At 70.4% G+C, this 15,889-nt stretch carries 14 protein-coding genes; 7 read left to right on the plus strand and 7 right to left on the minus strand.

The genetic code is table 11. The annotated features are described in order from the left end of the window. Positions 1-31: 31 nt before the first annotated feature. On the minus strand, positions 32-352 hold the full coding sequence (locus ABD808_RS17515) for a hypothetical protein (protein WP_344897716.1): 321 nt from the start codon (positions 350-352) through the stop codon (positions 32-34). Between the two features lie 184 nt (positions 353-536). Between ABD808_RS17515 and ABD808_RS17520 the strand changes: the two genes are divergently transcribed. After that, positions 537-1,331 (plus strand): IPT/TIG domain-containing protein, encoded by a 795-nt coding sequence (locus tag ABD808_RS17520; RefSeq protein WP_344897719.1) that lies wholly within the window; start codon positions 537-539, stop codon positions 1,329-1,331. Positions 1,332-1,342: 11 nt separating this feature from the next. Here ABD808_RS17520 and ABD808_RS17525 read toward each other — a convergent pair whose 3' ends face one another. After that, on the minus strand, positions 1,343-2,803 hold the full coding sequence (locus ABD808_RS17525; RefSeq protein WP_344897722.1) for a hypothetical protein: 1,461 nt from the start codon (positions 2,801-2,803) through the stop codon (positions 1,343-1,345). 291 nt (positions 2,804-3,094) lie between these two features. On the opposite strand from ABD808_RS17525, the gene ABD808_RS17530 reads away from it, so the two are divergent. After that, positions 3,095-4,255, plus strand: coding sequence for an RNA-guided endonuclease InsQ/TnpB family protein (locus tag ABD808_RS17530; RefSeq protein ID WP_344897725.1), 1,161 nt, complete (start codon positions 3,095-3,097; stop codon positions 4,253-4,255). Between the two features lie 222 nt (positions 4,256-4,477). Continuing rightward, a complete protein-coding gene (locus ABD808_RS17535; RefSeq protein ID WP_344897728.1) occupies positions 4,478-5,188 on the plus strand; it encodes a hypothetical protein in 711 nt (236 codons plus the stop codon). Between the two features lie 62 nt (positions 5,189-5,250). On the opposite strand, the gene ABD808_RS17540 is transcribed toward ABD808_RS17535, so the two are convergent. The 4 genes from ABD808_RS17540 to ABD808_RS17555 all read right to left on the minus strand — a co-directional run bounded on the left by ABD808_RS17540 (position 5,251) and on the right by ABD808_RS17555 (position 8,789). Continuing rightward, complete coding sequence (locus tag ABD808_RS17540; RefSeq protein ID WP_344897731.1) at positions 5,251-6,105, minus strand: geranyl diphosphate 2-C-methyltransferase; 855 nt, start codon at positions 6,103-6,105, stop codon at positions 5,251-5,253. A 26-nt stretch (positions 6,106-6,131) separates the two neighbouring features. Then, a complete protein-coding gene (locus ABD808_RS17545; RefSeq protein WP_344897734.1) occupies positions 6,132-7,292 on the minus strand; it encodes a family 2 encapsulin nanocompartment cargo protein terpene cyclase in 1,161 nt (386 codons plus the stop codon). 139 nt (positions 7,293-7,431) lie between these two features. Continuing rightward, on the minus strand, positions 7,432-8,271 hold the full coding sequence (locus tag ABD808_RS17550; RefSeq protein ID WP_344897737.1) for an EamA family transporter: 840 nt from the start codon (positions 8,269-8,271) through the stop codon (positions 7,432-7,434). Further along, positions 8,268-8,789 (minus strand): MarR family winged helix-turn-helix transcriptional regulator, encoded by a 522-nt coding sequence (locus ABD808_RS17555; protein ID WP_344897740.1) that lies wholly within the window; start codon positions 8,787-8,789, stop codon positions 8,268-8,270. The genes ABD808_RS17550 and ABD808_RS17555 overlap by 4 nt, the downstream gene beginning before the upstream one ends. Positions 8,790-8,853: 64 nt before the next feature. Here ABD808_RS17555 and selA point away from each other — a divergent pair, with 64 nt between their 5' ends. Next, positions 8,854-10,164, plus strand: coding sequence for an L-seryl-tRNA(Sec) selenium transferase (selA, locus tag ABD808_RS17560; protein ID WP_344897743.1), 1,311 nt, complete (start codon positions 8,854-8,856; stop codon positions 10,162-10,164). Here the strand turns inward: selA and fdh are convergent. Continuing rightward, complete coding sequence (gene fdh, locus ABD808_RS17565) at positions 10,161-13,415, minus strand: formate dehydrogenase (protein ID WP_344897746.1); 3,255 nt, start codon at positions 13,413-13,415, stop codon at positions 10,161-10,163. The genes selA and fdh overlap by 4 nt on opposite strands. 247 nt (positions 13,416-13,662) lie before the next feature. Here fdh and ABD808_RS17570 point away from each other — a divergent pair, with 247 nt between their 5' ends. The 3 genes from ABD808_RS17570 to ABD808_RS17580 all read left to right on the plus strand — a co-directional run bounded on the left by ABD808_RS17570 (position 13,663) and on the right by ABD808_RS17580 (position 15,865). Further along, on the plus strand, positions 13,663-14,115 hold the full coding sequence (locus ABD808_RS17570) for an RrF2 family transcriptional regulator (RefSeq protein WP_344897749.1): 453 nt from the start codon (positions 13,663-13,665) through the stop codon (positions 14,113-14,115). Further along, positions 14,112-15,311, plus strand: a complete 1,200-nt coding sequence (locus tag ABD808_RS17575; protein ID WP_344897752.1) for a globin domain-containing protein — start codon at positions 14,112-14,114, stop codon at positions 15,309-15,311. Before ABD808_RS17570 ends, ABD808_RS17575 begins: the two co-directional genes overlap by 4 nt. 170 nt (positions 15,312-15,481) lie before the next feature. Then, positions 15,482-15,865, plus strand: coding sequence for a hypothetical protein (locus ABD808_RS17580; protein WP_344897755.1), 384 nt, complete (start codon positions 15,482-15,484; stop codon positions 15,863-15,865). Positions 15,866-15,889 lie beyond the last annotated feature (24 nt).

Genomic DNA, 15,889 nt, shown 5'->3' on the forward strand with positions numbered 1-15,889 from the left:
GACAACCCGCGCGGCGTCCGCCCTCTTCCCGCTAACCCAGCTGTTTGGCGAGGAGCAGCGCCAGCCCGACGACGACGGCCACCAGGGCGGGCAGCCCGGGGACGGTGATGCTGACCCACGACCAGTTGGCGAGCTTGCGGGCCCGCGCCGGGTCCTCGGCGAACACGTCCTCCGAACGGAGATACAGCTTCGCGGCGACCACCACGAGCGGCAGGAACACGAAGGTCGTCAGCAGGCCGAGGACGAACGCGGCCACCTGGCCGAACCGGGTGTACGTCCCGTCCGGGCCGATGCCGAAACCGGGGCGGGCGGCGGGCACGGGGACGGAGGCGGCGGAGACGGCTTCAGTCATGCGAGCACCGATCACTAGCGAAAGTGACCTGGATCATACGCTTCGTGATCGTCGCGCAAAAGGGATCGGCGGCATCTTTCAGGACGGCGGACACCACGCCGCCCCGCCCCCGATAATCGGCGGGACGCGCGTAGCAACGGGCACAACAGAAGAGCGGCACAACAGAACAGGGGAGGAACGGGACGTGGCCGAATCGCCGGTCGGATCGGGGTACGCCCGCACCCGCGACATCGTCGTCGTGTTCGCCGTCCTGCTGGTCCTCACGGCGGTGCTCGTGATCGTCCTGGTCCAGGTGTGGCCGCCGGGACCGCGCGTCACGGCCGACGGGCACACCGAGCTTGACCCGGTGTCGAAGACCGTCCACCTGCCGGGCTGGTCGCCGACCGTGTCCCGCGAGACGAGCCTGTTCATCGTCGTCATGGCGGCGGGCGCGCTCGGCGCCATCGCGCACGTGCTGCGGTCGTTCTACTGGTACGTCGGGAACCGCGCGCTGCGCCGCAGTTGGCTGATGATGTACCTGCTGCTCCCGTTCATCGGGGCGCTGTTCGGGCTGGTAGTGTACCTGGTCGTGCGGGGCGGGCTGACCTCCCCGCTGGGCGGCGCGTCCGACGTCAACCCGTACGGGGTCGCGGCCATCGCCGCGCTGGTCGGGCAGTTCTCCCGCGAGACCGCCGAGAAGTTCCGCGCGGTGTTCTCGACCCTGCTGGCGCCCGCGCGGACGGGACGCGACCACGCGCTCGCCCCGGCCGTCACGGAGATGGAGCCGGTGCGCGGGCCCGCCGGGACCGAGGTCACCCTGCACGGCACCGGGCTCGGGTCCGCGACGGGCGTCCGGTTCGGCGGCGCGTGGGCCAGCGTCACCGACGTGACGGACACGCTCGTCCGGACGACCGTCCCGGCGGGCGCCGCCTCCGGGTTCCTGATCGTGCAGACCCCGGGCGGCCCGGCGGCCAGCCCGGAGCCGTTCACGGTGGAGTGACCGGCTTTGCCCTACTCGGCGTCCCGCCAGTGCTCGTGCCAGATGTCGTAGGCCGCGCCGGGGAACACGCGCGGCAGCTCCGAGGTGGGGAGCCGCCCCAGTTCGGCGCCCGTCCGCGCGACGCCGAACTGGCGCTCGGTCGCGTACGCGGTGCGGTTCAGGCTCTCCGGCCCGGCCACGAGGCAGGTGTAGCGGGAGCCGCGGACGTCCTTGTCGTCGTCGGGGATCGCGGCGCCGACGGCGAGGCTGTTGGACACCGTCACCCACGTGCCGAGCGTCCCGACCTGCCGTTCGGCGCCCTGCTCCTCCCAGCGGTGCTCCAGGATCGGCTTGGAGAAGATCGGGACGAGCAGATGCGAGACGCCGCACGCCAGCAGCTCCCGCTCCCAGCCGATCGAACGCCCGAGGTCTTCGCAGATCAGCACGGCGAGGCGGCCCAGCGACGAGTCGAGCACGCTGACCTTCGTGCCGGGCCTGGCGTACTCCACGGCCGTGCCGGACGACGGCGCGTCCGGCAGCCGCCACAGCCGCATCTGCGCGGCGTCCAGCGTGAAACCGGAAAGCTTGTCCTGGACGAGCAGCTCCTGCCCCGTCCAGCGGTCGAGCAGGACGGCGCGGTTCGGCGGCGGGTCGCCGCCTCCGAGCGGGCCGCTGCCGAGCAGCAGGAACCGCAGTGGGCGCCGGTCGCGGTCGCGTCCGGCGGTGTCGAACGCGACCTCCTTCCACAGCTCCAGCAGCGAGTCCGACAGGGACGCCTCCGGCATCACGGCGAGCTGCGCGCCGGACTCGTCCAGCCGCCGGACGATCGCCTTGACGCGGCTGCGCAGCCCGGAGGAGTCCATCGGACGGAGCCGGTAGACGGTCGTGCCGTGCCGCTCCTCGAACTCGATCTCGACGTCGTCGAACGTCTCCAGGACCGGCGCGCACCCGACCGCGACCGGCTCGTCCCGGCTGAAGTGCGGGTCGTTCACGGCGGGCAGCACCCGGTGGTCGATCTTGTTCCATTCGGCCTGCGGGATCCGCTGGACGCCGAAGAACTCGGCCTTCGTCCGCAGCCCGAGCGGCCGCCCGGGGAACGCGCAGCGGGGGAGCAGCGCGCCCGTCGTGCCCGGCCCGTTCAGCTTCCCCTCGGTGAGGTAGGTGACGAGCGTCCCGGCCAGCGCGGGCGTGTCGTAGTACGGCCCGTACGGGCTCGCGTGGGCCAGCGCGCTGTCGAGCCCGAGCATGAGCACGAAGCGGCCGAGGTCGTCGCCACGCTCGGCGATGATCTTGGCGGTGACGGCGGGTTCGAGCACGCCGAAATCGAGCACGGTGTCGGCGATCTCCGCCGCCTGCTGTCGGACCCGCTCGTCGGCGTACCAGCGCGTGGCCGTCCAGCCCTGGAACACGTCGTCAGCGATCGAGTCGTAGAGGCGGACGAAGAGATCAGCTGGATCGGCCGGGTAGTCGGCTGCCGCCAACCGATCCGTCATAAGCGCCCCCGGGGTTGACACGCTCGGCTACAGGTGGTGGCTCGATGCTAACCGTCGCGCGCCTCCGTTTCAGTGTCGTTTTACTCGGACGGTTCGGCGCCGAAGTCGGCGCATGCCCAAAGCGTGATCTCTTTCGCATCTGGCGAGGATGGTGTCGTCGAACGGCCTGCGTTGGCATTTCGATGTGAAGACCGAACGCGCGTGCAGAGTACGTACAGCGCTGCGTCCCTTGCAGATATCTAGGGCCCAAGTATCACCGTCGTAGCATAACGTAATGATACGGTTACGAAAATGAAGATCGTTGTGCAGGTCAAGCTGATGCCGGACGCTGTTCAGGCGTCGGCGCTTGAGCGCACCCTGCACACGGTCAACGAGTGCGCGACCTCGGTGTCGGCCGCCTCGTTCGAGGCGTATCGGTTGAAGGGATCGGTCAGGGATCTGCGGTCGATGGCCTACGGCGACCTCAAGGCCCGCGGCCTGGGCGCCCAGGCCGCGCAACATGTCATCAAACGCGTGGTGGACGCCTACACGACCTTGCGGGCAAGTATTCGGGCCGGGGACCTGGGCGGTGAGCGGTCAGGACGCCGCCGCGCCGCCGAGTTCAAGCCGATCGTGTTCCGCGCGGACGCCGCGCACACCTACGACGACCGGTGCCTGTCGTGGAACTACGATGCCCGAACCGTGTCCATCTGGACGATGGACGGGCGCCTGAAGAACATCCGCTTCGCCTGCTCTCCCGGCGCGATCAAACAGCTCACCGAGTACCGCCGGGGTGAGTCGGACCCGATGTCGCGGGATGGCATGTGGTTTCTGGTCGCCACCCTCGACATCCCCGAGCCCGAGGCGTTTGAGCCCAAGGACTGGATCGGGGTGGACCGGGGCATCGCCAACCTGGCCACCACCAGCGACGGCGACAACCATTCGGGTCGGCGGCTGGACCGGTACCGGCGCTGGCAGGCACGTAAGAAGGCTGAGATCCAAGCCACACGGACGCGCTCGGCCAAGCAACTCCTCAAGAAGCGCGCACGCCGTGAGTCCCGGCACGCCGCTCACGTCAACCACACGATCTCCAAGACGGTCGTTGCTGTCGCCCAACGCACCGAGCGTGGCATCGCCCTGGAACGGCTCCAGGGCATCCGCGAGCGGGTCACGGTTCGACGCGACCAGCGAGCACGACTGTCGTCGTGGCCGTTCCACCAACTCGGCGCGTTCATCGCCTATAAGGCCCGCCGCGCTGGGGTGCCGTTCATCGAGGTGGATCCGGCCTTCACCTCGCAGCGCTGCCCGCGCTGCGGTCACACCGAGCGCGCCAACCGGCCCGCCCGGGACCTTTTCCGCTGTCGCCGGTGCGGCCTCGCTGGGCCCGCCGACGTCGTCGCCGGGGTCAACGTGCGTGACCGCGCAGGCTCGGCGTGGGTATTCGTCAACATGCCCCCACCGGCCCCCGTCTGAGCGGGAAACCGGCGATGTGACCCGTCACCGCCCCACCGTCGAGGGCAGTCGGGAGCATGAACAGAGCCTTCCGGGCCGAGCCAACAGGCTCGGTGCTATCAGAGCCGAGTAGTTGACTGTCGTCCGCAACAGATGGGGGACCTTCGTCACTTGACATTCACTTGGCATGGACGCATGCTGGGACGAGTCCGGCGGTTCTCTCCGACCCTTGGGAGCGTGACCATGAGCGCTGTTACCGCCTCCGCCCGTGACCGCCGGACGGAGGTCCGGCGCCTCATCGACGCGATGGAACACGCGAAGATCATCAGCGATGGCCACTTCAGCTCCCTCGGGATGCTGATCACCGACGCCTCGCTCAGCGCCGACGAGCCCGCCCTGGTCGAATGCCAGGACGGGCTCCAGTGGCTGCACCGCCACTACATCGACGTCAACGCCCTGGACGGCCCGCAGCGCGAGCAGCGCGGCCGAATACTCGGGCTGATCGACGTCGTGCACTGGGCGCTCAGGCGGTTGCCGTCAGGTCTCCAGCTCGCGCTCCAGCCCGACGGTCACGCCGCCCGCTTCCTGCTCGCCGTGTTCCGGCGGCAGGGCCTGTCCAACAAGGACCTCGCCACCGAACTCGGCACCGACGAGACCGAGATCAGCCGGGTCGGACGCAAGCTTCTGTCCGCCGGGGTGGTGGCGCGCCGCAAGGAATGGCGCCAGAACGCCTGGGACCTCACCCCCCGAGGCCGCGACTACCTGGAGACCTCGGGTCTCCTCCCCGACGAGCCCGCCCCCGGGGGGAACGCCCGCCCGCCCGAGTCCACCTCCCGGTCGCAGGACCACGCGCCCGACGACCTCCCGCGCCGCCCCGACCCGCTGCCCGGCCACGCACGCACCAGCCACCCGTCCCACTCCCCAGAACCGCCGCGCCGCCCCTCCCGCGGCTAGAACCGAGGCGTCCGCGCCGTGACCTTGACGGCCACGGCGCGGACGGCGAAGCGGGTGCGGGGTCAGATGCGGTCGGCGGCGATCAGCAGATACTGGAAGCTGCCGCCCTTGTAGGCGTCGAGGAAGGCCTTCTCGATTCCGGTGACCAGGGTCGACTTGGCGCGCAGCTCCCAGTACGGGATCGTCGAGGCGGTGAGGTCGACCACGTTCACCGGGACGAGCCGGTTCGCCGCCAGTTCCCGGAAGTACGTGCTGCGGGGATGGATGTCGCAGATGTAGTGCGCGTTGATCTCGCTCACCGCCCGCGACGGCAGGCCGTAGGCGTCGTTGTAGCAGCCGGTGACGCACACGTACCGCCCGCCGCGTCGCAGCAGGCGCGCGTGCTCGGCGAACAGCAGGGACAGCTCGACGTACATCGTGCTCTCGTTGTTCCAGATGGCCTGGAACGCGCCGGTCTCGAAACCGGTGTCGAGCATGTTCGTGAAGTGGAAGTTCACCTTGTCGTCCACGCCGCGCCGGGCCGCCTGGTCGCGGGCGAACGCGACCTGCGACTCGGAGATCGACACGCCGTCCACCCGGCTGCCGAACCGCTGGTGGGCCATCAGGCTGGAGCCGCCGCGCCCGCAGCCCGCGTCCAGCAACCGGTCGGACGGCTGGGGTGTGCCCAGATGGTTCATCAGCAACTCGGCCTGGGCGGTCTCCAACCGGTGCAACTCGGCGATCGTCCGCTGCTCGCGGGTGTCGGCGGGGCCGTCCAGGACGGACCAGTCGACCGCGCCGATGCCGTAGTGGTGGTGGTAGATCCCGTCCACCTCGCCCAGCCGCAGGTTGACCGGGTTCCTCTCGGCGTTCCAGTAGTCGGCGACCGAGTGCTGGTACAGGCTGGTCAGAACCGCGGAACCCTGGGTGGAGCCCATAGTGGTGATCCTCTCTCGACGTGTCGTCAGTTGTAGCGGCCGGAGGTCCCGTGCCAGTCGAATCCGCCCGCCATCCAGCCCTGGACGCCGAGCAGGAAGCGCTGGAGCTCCTGGGACGGGACCGCGGCGAGTTCCTTCTGGCTGGCCTCGAACCCCCGGACGAAGTGGTTGTGCATCGCGACGGCGGTCTCGACCGCCTCGCGCAGGGGGCAGCCCTCCTCCTCGGCGATCAGCAGGACGACGTTGCAGTCGGGCAGGTCGTCGGCCGCCTCCTTCTCCGCGGAGAACAGGTCGTTCACGATGACGGCGGCGGTTCCGGCCTGCATCGCCGCGCGGTGCACGCGCGGCTCGTAGAAGAGGTTCGCGTCCAGCTGGTAGCCGCCGACGATGTCGACCAGCGTCATCGAGGTGTAGAAGCTGTCGTGCTGCCGCGCGGCGAGGTACCGCCACACCGGCGGCGACGTGCCGAGGTGCCGCCAGGCCGCGTACGCCGCCCAGCTCACGTACATCTGGGACGTGGTGGTGCAGATCCGCATGACCTGGGACGGCGTGGCGAGGCGCCGCAGATGTCCGGCGGCCGAGCGCAGCGCGACCAGGACGGGGTCGGCGGCGATCGCCTCCTCCAGCTGGTCGGTGTATTTCCCGGCGGGGGGCGGCGGGTCCATCGCCGACGTCACCAGCGCGAGCCGGGGCGGCAGCTCGGTCGGGGCGGCGCCGAGGTCGCTCTCGTCGGCGTAGTAGTCGTCGCTGGCCCACCACGCCGCGTTCATCTTGGCCCCGAACAGCAGCGAGTCGACGTCGTCGGTCTCGGGATGGGCGAGGACGGCGAGGCGCCCGAACCCGGCGTCGCGGAACCGGTCGAGCCGCCCCGGGTAGATCCCGACCTCCTCGGCCCACTCCACCAACCGGTCGTTGACCTCGCGGGACAGGTCGTCGTCGACGCGGGCCGTCAAGGGGCAGTACAACGGCGGGAACGAGCCGTCGCCCCACTCCCGTTCGGCGTAACCGGGGGAGAAACGACCGCCTCTGCGTCCAGGACTCGGCGGCGAGGACGACGGGACCGGCCCCCGGGGGAGCGGCACGACCGGACTCGGGCGCAGCGCGTCCGCGACCCGCGCCGCCGAGGTCCCGAGACCGGTCGGGCCCGCCAGGAGCCGGTTGACCCTCGCCGCCAGCTGTTCGTCCATCGTCGGTCCCCTCGCCGGATCAAGGCGTCGCCAGAGAGCCGTGTGGCTCCGGGGAACAGTTACTCACAGCTTTGCCTCAGCTACAACCGGCTATGACCTTCCCTGGCGGTGACAGCATGTGACCCCCCGGTTGCCCCTCCTATACCGGCACGGTGAGCAGCAGGACGGCCGCGGCGGCACCGGCCAGCCCCGCCGCCTGCGCCACCGACAGCCGTTCGCGCAGCACGGTGACGCCGAACAGCACGGGCACGACCGGGTACAACGACGACAGGACGACCGCGATCACGACGAGTTGTTCCCGCGTGGCCAGCAGATAGCAGACCAGTGCCGCCGCCGCGACGCCCCCGGTCGCCGCCGACCGGAACGTGATCCCGCCGGAGGGCCGGTCGCGTCCCGGCGGCCACACCAGCGGGACGATCACGAGGACGGCCGCGACCCGTCCCGCCGCGACGGGCCAGATCCCGGCGCCGTCGTCGGCCTGGGCGAGCGCGAGGTACTGGAGTCCGATCCCGGCGCCCGCGACGAGCCCGCCGCCGACCGCCGCGCGTGCCCTGCCGTGCTCGTCCGAACGCGCCCGGGACACCAGCCACAGCGCGGGCACGACCACCACGATGCCGATCCACGCGGGCACCGACGGACGGTCGCCCAGCAGCACGACCCCGGCGACGACCGGCAGCGCCACGCCGCCGACCGCGCTGACGGGGACGACGACGCTCATGTCGCCGTGGCTGAGCCCCCGGTAGAGGAACACCATCGCGAGGCCGGTTCCGGCCCCCGACAGCGCCCCCCACCCGAGGTCGGCCGCGTCCACGCCGTGGGCGGGCACGAACAGCGCGGCGACGACCGCGCACACGAGCCCGCCGACCTGGCCGAGGAGCGCGACGGTCCGGAAGTCGGCGCGCCGGGACAGCAGCCCGCCCGCGACGTCGGCGACGCCGTAGGCGAGCGCCGACGCCAGTGCGAGCGGGACGCCCGTCACGCGCTCCCCGTCGCGTCGCGTTCGGCCTGGCCCACGGGGCATACCGCGCCTTCGACGCAGCGGTGCCGGTCGCACAGTCTGCACATGGTGTCCGCGTCTCCGATCGTCGCGTACAGGCGGGTCAGCAGCTTGGCGAGGAGGTCGGTGAGGGCGGCCCGTTCGGTGTCGTCCAGGGCGTCCAGGACCTCGGTCAGCGGTGCGCCACGGGCGGCCAGCATCTCGCCGACCGTGTCCTCACCCGCCGGGGTCAGGCGCACGTGGACGGCGCGTCCCTCCGTGCGGTGGCGCCGGGCCAGGCCCGCCGCCTCCAGACCGTCCAGCATCCGTGCCGCGGCGGACTGCGTCAGCCCGACGCGGCGCCCGAGTTCGGTGACGCCGAGGCCCGGCGCGTCCGCCAGGACGACGAGCGCGGCGGCGCCGCTCGCGCTCACCCCGGCGGTACGGGTCGCCCCGGCGAGGACGAGGTCGGTCACCGCCAGCGAGGCGGCGCCGAGCAGATTGGCCAGTCGCTCATGCATGACTCATGCATGATACCTCCATGACATGCTTGGCGGATAGCGAGTGAGCCCCGGAGGTCGCCAGATGGAGCAGCAGGTCCCGCCCGCCGACGGGCGGCGGCGCATCGCCCGCACGGACGTCCTCCTCGCCGATCCCCGGCTCGTCGAGGCGGCCGGACGGCTCGGTCGCGGCGTCGTCAAGGCGGCCGTCGTCGCGGCGCAGGGCCGGGCCAGGGCGGGGGAGATCGCGCCGGAGACGGTGGCCGACGCGGCGGTGGAATCGCTGCCGCCGACCGCGTCCGGGCTGCGGCCGGTGATCAACGCGACCGGCGTGCTGCTGCACACCAACCTCGGCCGGGCCCCGCTGTCGGACGCCGCGCGCGACGCCGTGGCGGTGGCGTCCGGCGCGACCGACGTCGAACTCGACCTGGACACCGGCCGCCGGGCGCGACGCGGCCGGTCGGTGCTGGCCGCCCTGCTGGAGCGGGTGCCGCAGGCGGAGGCGGCGCACGTCGTCAACAACGGCGCGGCGGCGCTCCTGCTGGCCGCGACGACGCTGGCCGCCGGACGGGAGATCGTGATCAGCCGTGGCGAGATGGTGGAGATCGGCGACGGCTTCCGCATCCCCGAACTGCTCGCGGCGACGGGCGCGCGGCTGCGCGAGGTCGGCACCACCAACCGGACCTCCGCGGACGACTACGCGGCCGCGATCGGCGACGAGACTGGCTTCATCCTGAAGGTCCATCCGTCGAACTTCCTCGTCACCGGCTTCACGAAGGGCACGGACGTGGCCGAGCTGACCGGCCTCGGCGTGCCCGTCGTCGCCGACATCGGCTCCGGCCTCCTCGCCCCCGAGCCGCTCCTGCCGGACGAGCCCGACGCCGCGTCCATGCTCAAGGGCGGCGCGCACCTCGTCACGTCCAGCGGAGACAAGCTGCTCGGCGGGCCGCAGTGCGGGATCGTCCTCGGCCGCGAGGACCTGGTGCGGCGGCTCGCCCGGCATCCGCTGGCCCGCGCGCTGCGGGTCGGCAAGCTGACGCTCGCCGCGCTGGAGGCCACCGTCCGCGGCCCCCGCACCCCGACTGACGAGACCCTGCACGCTGATGTCGACGTGCTGCGCGAGCGCGCCGAACGCCTCGCCGCGCGCCTGCGTGATGGTGGAGTGGACGCCCGCTTTGTCGAGTCCGAGGCGGCGGTCGGTGGCGGCGGCGCGCCCGGCGTCGTCCTGCCGAGCGCGGCCGTGTCGCTGCCCGAACCGTTCGCGGCGCCGCTGCGGCGGGGGACCCCGGCCGTGATGGGACGGGTGGACGACGGCCGCTGCCTGCTCGACCTGCGCTCCGTCCGGCCGGACCAGGACGACGCCGTCGCCGGGGCCGTCCTCGGGGTCGGCGCCTAGACCTCGGTGCCCGTCTGGTCGGTGATCCCGGCCCGTTCCCGGTACGCGCGGACGAGTGTGTCGGCGGCGGGGCCGCGCGGTCGTCGTCCCGGCCGGATATCGCACGACAGGGCTTTCGCCTCCTGGATGTGCGTGTTCGGGTCCAGGGACAAGTGCAGCAGCTCGTTCGCCGCGTCGCCACGGCTGTAGCCGTTCGGGCCCCAGTGGTAGGGCAGCCCGATCTGGTGGAGCGTGCGGCCGTCCACAATCAGGGTGGGGATCCGCTCGGTCACCAGCACCCGTGCCTCGACGGCCGCGCGCGGGCTGACGATGGTCGCCCAGCCACCGTGCTCCAAGCCGCGCAGCGCCGCCAGTTCCGGTGACACCTCGCAGAAGAACTCCGGTTGGAGTTCGGCCAGGTATGGCTGCCACCGCGACATGCCGCCTGCCGTGTGGTGTTCGGTCAGCCGATACGTCGTCGTGACGAACGGGTACACGTCCGCGCCCGGTTCCGTGCCGCTCGGCGCGTACCGGTTGTCGGGGTGGGGCGGAAGCAGATGCCGGACGGGATTTCGTTGCTGCTCGTACAGCAGGTTCGTGAACGGCGATTCCTGCGGTTCGTAGTGCGTGGGGAGCGGACCGTCGGTCAGCCCTGCCGGGACGTACAGCCATGCTTTTCCGTCCGCCTGCATGATGAACGGGTCGTTTCCGGCCAGGGCGTCAGGGCCGGTCGCGTCCTCCGGTGGTTCGTAGTCGGGTGGACGGTCGGCGATGAAGTCGGGCACGTCGTGGCCCGTCCAGGTGCCCTTCTTCGCGTCCCACCAGATGAGGGCCTTGCGTTCGCTCCAGGGTTTGCCGTCCGGGTCGGCGGACGCGCGGTTGTAGATGATGCGTCGGTTCGCCGGCCACGCCCACCCCCACTCGGGCGCGACCCAGCTCTGCTCTCTGCCGGGCTTGCGCCGGGCGGGCTGGTTGACACCGTCCGCGTAGCAACCGCAGTAGATCCAGCATCCGCACCGAGTGGATCCATCGTCCTTGAGTTGCGTGTAGGACGACAGCGGCTTGTTCTCGGCGTCGAAGCCGTTGATCTCGGCGAGCACCGCCTCGGCGTCGGGCTCGTCCAGGTCGCCTTCGGTCGGATAGCCCCAGGTCAGGTCGAGCAGCGGACGGTCCATCTCGTCGGACGACCCGGCCAGCCTTTCCCGGATGATCCGGCCCAGGTGGTAGGTGAACCACAGGTCGCTGCGGGCGTCCCCGGCGGGGTCCACCGCCTTGTGGTGCCATTGCAGCATCCGCTGCGTGTTGGTGAAGCTGCCGCCCTTCTCGGTGTGCGCGGCGGCGGGCAGGAAGAACACCTCGGTGCCGATGTCCTCGGTGCGCAGCTCGCCCGTCTCGATCTCCGGGCCGTCCTTCCACCACGTCGCCGACTCGATCAGCGAGAAGTCGCGGACGACGAGCCAGTCCAGGTTCGCCATCCCGAGCCGCTGGATCTTCGCGTTCGCGGACCCCACCGCCGGGTTCTCGCCCATCAGGAAGTAGCCCTTGCACACACCGTCGATCTGCGCCATCGCCGTCTCGTACGTGCTGTGCGAGCCGGTCAGGCGTGGCAGGTAGTCGAAGCAGTAGTCGTTGTCCTCCGTCGCCGCGTCGCCCCAGTACGACTTGAGCAGGCTCACGGTGTAGGCGCGCATGTTGCCCCAGAACCCCTTGGTCGCCGACTCCGCCTCCACGAACGCGTCCAGATCCTCGTTCGAGTGCGCGTGGGGCATCGGGATGTAGCCGGGCAGCAGGTTGAACAGGGTCGGGATGTCCGTCGAGCCCTGGATGGAGGCGTGACCGCGCAGCGCCAGGATCCCGCCGCCGGGACGGCCGATGTTGCCGAGCAGCGTCTGGAGGATCGCGGCCGTCCGGATGTACTGGACGCCCACCGAATGCTGCGTCCACCCCACCGCGTAGGCGAACGCGGTCGTCCGGTCCCTGCCGGAGTTCTCCGTCACCATCTCGCAGACCTTCAGGAACTGGTCCTGGGAGACGCCACAGATACGTTCGACCATGTCGGGGGTGTACCGCGAGAAGTGCCGCTTGAGCACCTGGAAAACACAGTTCGGATGCTCCAGGTCAGGGTCATGCTCCGGCTGACCCTCGCCGATCGCCGCGCCACCGGACCCGTGCGCCTCACCCCGTCCAGCCTCCGCCACGGCCTCAACGCGAGACCCCCACTGCATGTCTCGCTGACCCGCCGCGGACTGGACGTTCATACCCGCGTACTGCCACGTGCTGTGGTCGTAGCTACGGGTGTCCGGGTTCAGGCCGGAGAACACACCGTCCAGGTCCTCGGTGTCACGGAACTCGTCCGAGACGATGACCGAAGCGTTCGTGTAGGACACCACGTACTCGCGGAAGTACTTCTCGTTCCGCAGGACGTAGTTGACGATCCCGCCGAGGAACGCGATGTCACTCCCGGCCCGCAACGGCACATGCACGTTGGCAAGCGCGCTGGTCCGCGTGAACCGCGGATCGACATGGACGAGCTTCGCTCCCCGCGCCTTCGCCTCCATCACCCACTGGAACCCGACCGGATGGCACTCGGCCATGTTCGAGCCCTGGATGACGATGCAGTCCGCGTTCTGCAGATCCTGCTGGAAGGTGGTCGCGCCACCGCGTCCGAACGAGGTTCCCAGACTGGGAACGGTGGAGGAGTGTCAAACGCGCGCCTGATTCTCGATCTGCACCGCGCCGAGCGCGGTGAACAGCTTCTTGATCAGGTAGTTCTCCTCGTTGTCGAGGGTGGCGCCGCCGAGGCTCGCGACGCCCAGCGTCCGCCGCACCCGCAGCCCGTCCTCGCTGTCCCACTGCCAGCCGCTCCGGCGCGCCTCGATCACCCGGTCCGCGATCATCTGCATCGCGGTGCCGAGGTCGAGCGACTCCCAGTCGGTGCCGTGCGGCCGCCGGTACAGCACCCGGTGCTCGCGGGCCGACCCGGTGGTCAGCTGGAGGCTGGCCGAGCCCTTCGGGCACAGCCGCCCCCGGCTGACCGGTGAGTCCGGGTCGCCCTCGATCTGGGTGACCTTGCCGTCCTGGACGTACACGTCCTGCCCGCAGCCCACCGCACAGTACGGACACACGGACTTCACGACCCGGTCGGCGGTGCTCACCCGCGCCTCGATCCGCTCGGTCCCCGCGCTCTTCGCCGCGGCACCCCGTCCCAGCGGATCGCCACCGGTGAACTGGCGGTAGACGGGCCATGATCCGATCCATGTGCGAACGCCCACGTCACACCACCTCCCACCATCGGCGCGCCGTCCACCTACCCGACGTCCACCCCGCAAAACGCACCCGCGAACGCCTTCCGCATCGCCACCGGCCCGTCGGCGCGTGTCGACCTGCCCTCCTGAGACCGTTGTCACATTCCGGGCGGTCGGCCCACTGACCAGGGTTTCTCGGGGCGTCAAGGGTCCTGTGGTGATCGCCATATCGCTAAATCGGACCTTCAAATTCCGATTCACTTATGATCAAGACGTGCACCTGACCCAGTCGACCGACCTGGCCCTGCGCGCGCTGATGCTGCTGGCGGCGCGGGACGAGCGACGCTCCGCGTCCGACCTGGCCGAACTCCTGAACGTCGCCCCCCAGCACATGGCGAAGATCGTGCAGCGGCTGCGGCGGCTCGGCTTCGTCGGGACGTCCCGTGGCCGGGGCGGCGGCGTCGTCCTCGCCGACGGGATGACCGACCGGCCCGTCGGCGAGATCGTCCGGGCCCTGGAGGGCCCGGGGGAGGCCGTCGACTGCGACCACCCGCCCTGCCCGCTCAGCGGCGGCTGCCACCTGCGCGTCGCCCTGCGGACGGCGCAGGAGGCGTTCGTCGCCTCCCTGAACCAGACGCGCCTCAGTGACCTGGTGGCCGGTCCGGTGCTGCTCTCCCTGGCGCTACCGGCATCCGCCGCTCCGTCTCCCCCAGAGGAGTGCCCATGATGCTCTCGTCCGACCACGCCGAGATCGTGCGGGCCACACTGCCCGCCGTCACCGCCCACGGCCCCGAGATCACCGGCGAGTTCTACACCGCGATGTTCGCGGCGCACCCCGAACTGAGACACCTCTTCAACCAGGGCAACCAGGCGAACGGTGAACAACGCCGAGCGCTCGCGGGCTCGGTGACCGCGTTCGCCGCGCACCTGGTCACACCGAACTCCGACACACCGTTCCAGCAGATGCTCTCGCGCATCGCGCACAAACACGCCTCCCTCGGCATCCGCCCCGAGCAGTACACGATCGTGGGACGGCACCTTCTGGACGCGGTCGCCACGGTCCTCGGCGACGCGGTGACGCCGGCGGTCCATGCCGCCTGGTCCGAGGTGTACTGGTTGTTCGCGACGCTCCTGATCGCGGAAGAGGCCCGCCTCTACCAGGACGCCGCCCTGGACCCCGCGGCCCCCTACCGCCCGTACCGCCTGGTCGAAAGACGAGACGAGGCAGAAGACGTCTTCTCTCTCGTCCTGACACCCGCAGACGACGGCGAGGTACCCATCCACCGTCCCGGCCAGTACGTAACGGTCGCGGTGACACTCCCGGACGGCCTACGGCAACCCCGCCAATACACACTGTCACGCACGGCCGGGAAAACCATCCAGATCACGGTTCGCCGAGTCCGCAGCGACGACGCCACACCCGACGGAGCCGTCTCAACATTCCTGTCCAACGGCATATCCCTCGGACAGGAACTGGAGGTATCAGCACCATTCGGCGACGTGGTGATGGAAGACGGCGACGACCCGCTCGTCCTCGTCACCGCCGGAATCGGCATCACTCCCGCCGCCGCGATGATCGACCATCTCGCCATCGTCCGTCCCGACCGTCACATCCTGGCCGTCCACGCCGACCGAACCCCACAAACCCACGCCCTACGCGGCCAAATAGCCGAGGCAGGACGCCTGATACCCGGATTCCACCAGATCACCTGGTACGAAGACCCCGCCGACGAACCCCTCAACGAAAACGTCCGGCAGGGCCGAATCGACGTGAGCGCACTCCCACTCCCGCCCAAACCCCGCGTATTCATGTGCGGCCCAATCCCCTTCCTGCGCGAAGTCCGTCGCGGCCTCCTCGCCGCAGGTGTCTCCGACGAGCGCATCCACTACGAGGTCTTCGGCCCCGACCTCTGGCTCCGCTGACCACCCCTCGCTCCCACCCCACCACGGGGTGGGAGCACCGACCATTCGTCCGGCGCCCCGTAGGTCTCGTAATACTCCTCGGTGGTCCCCGAGCGGAAGGCGTCCTCCCACTCCTGCAAAGAGCACGCGACGTTCGCCAGACGGCCCGGCCCTTCCAGGGTGACCTGGCGTTGGACAAAGCTCTCGTCGTCAATCTCGAAGTAAAACCACAGATCCTCGTCGGCCCAGTGATCGTGCGCCCACCGCGTCATACGTTCATGATGACGGGCAGGTTCCGACCCTCGCCAACCTGTAAACGGACGGACCGACCCCAGAAATACTTCCCAACACCAGGGGCCTGTCCCGAGCTCGACGACCGCACGGGAATCAAACAGACGGAGTACGCGGCATTCCTTCCGAATCGCCTGCCGGACGCGGCTGAGCCCAGGTTGGTCGAGGACACGATGGCGGCCGCTGAAACAGAACGCTCGGAACAGAAGTACGTCCAGTCGTTCGCCTTCGCGACGGGCCTTGTGGACACCGCCCCCGGACAGGGCGGCAGCGCCTCCGAGTGACCCGCACGGCCCCGGAACCAGGGG

The organism is Actinomadura meridiana (assembly GCF_039537545.1).
Classification (GTDB): Bacteria; Actinomycetota; Actinomycetes; order Streptosporangiales; family Streptosporangiaceae; genus Spirillospora; species Spirillospora meridiana.

Excerpts from the sequence above, each read along its gene's own strand:
- ABD808_RS17515 (WP_344897716.1), bottom strand. The coding sequence starts at position 352 with ATGACTGAAGCCGTCTCCGCCGCCTCCGTCCCCGTGCCCGCCGCCCGC.
- ABD808_RS17525 (WP_344897722.1), bottom strand. The coding sequence starts at position 2,803 with ATGACGGATCGGTTGGCGGCAGCCGACTACCCGGCCGATCCAGCTGAT.
- ABD808_RS17530 (WP_344897725.1), top strand. The coding sequence starts at position 3,095 with ATGAAGATCGTTGTGCAGGTCAAGCTGATGCCGGACGCTGTTCAGGCG.
- ABD808_RS17535 (WP_344897728.1), top strand. The coding sequence starts at position 4,478 with ATGAGCGCTGTTACCGCCTCCGCCCGTGACCGCCGGACGGAGGTCCGG.
- ABD808_RS17540 (WP_344897731.1), bottom strand. The coding sequence starts at position 6,105 with ATGGGCTCCACCCAGGGTTCCGCGGTTCTGACCAGCCTGTACCAGCAC.
- ABD808_RS17545 (WP_344897734.1), bottom strand. The coding sequence starts at position 7,292 with ATGGACGAACAGCTGGCGGCGAGGGTCAACCGGCTCCTGGCGGGCCCG.
- ABD808_RS17555 (WP_344897740.1), bottom strand. The coding sequence starts at position 8,789 with ATGCATGAGCGACTGGCCAATCTGCTCGGCGCCGCCTCGCTGGCGGTG.
- selA (WP_344897743.1), top strand. The coding sequence starts at position 8,854 with ATGGAGCAGCAGGTCCCGCCCGCCGACGGGCGGCGGCGCATCGCCCGC.
- ABD808_RS17575 (WP_344897752.1), top strand. The coding sequence starts at position 14,112 with ATGATGCTCTCGTCCGACCACGCCGAGATCGTGCGGGCCACACTGCCC.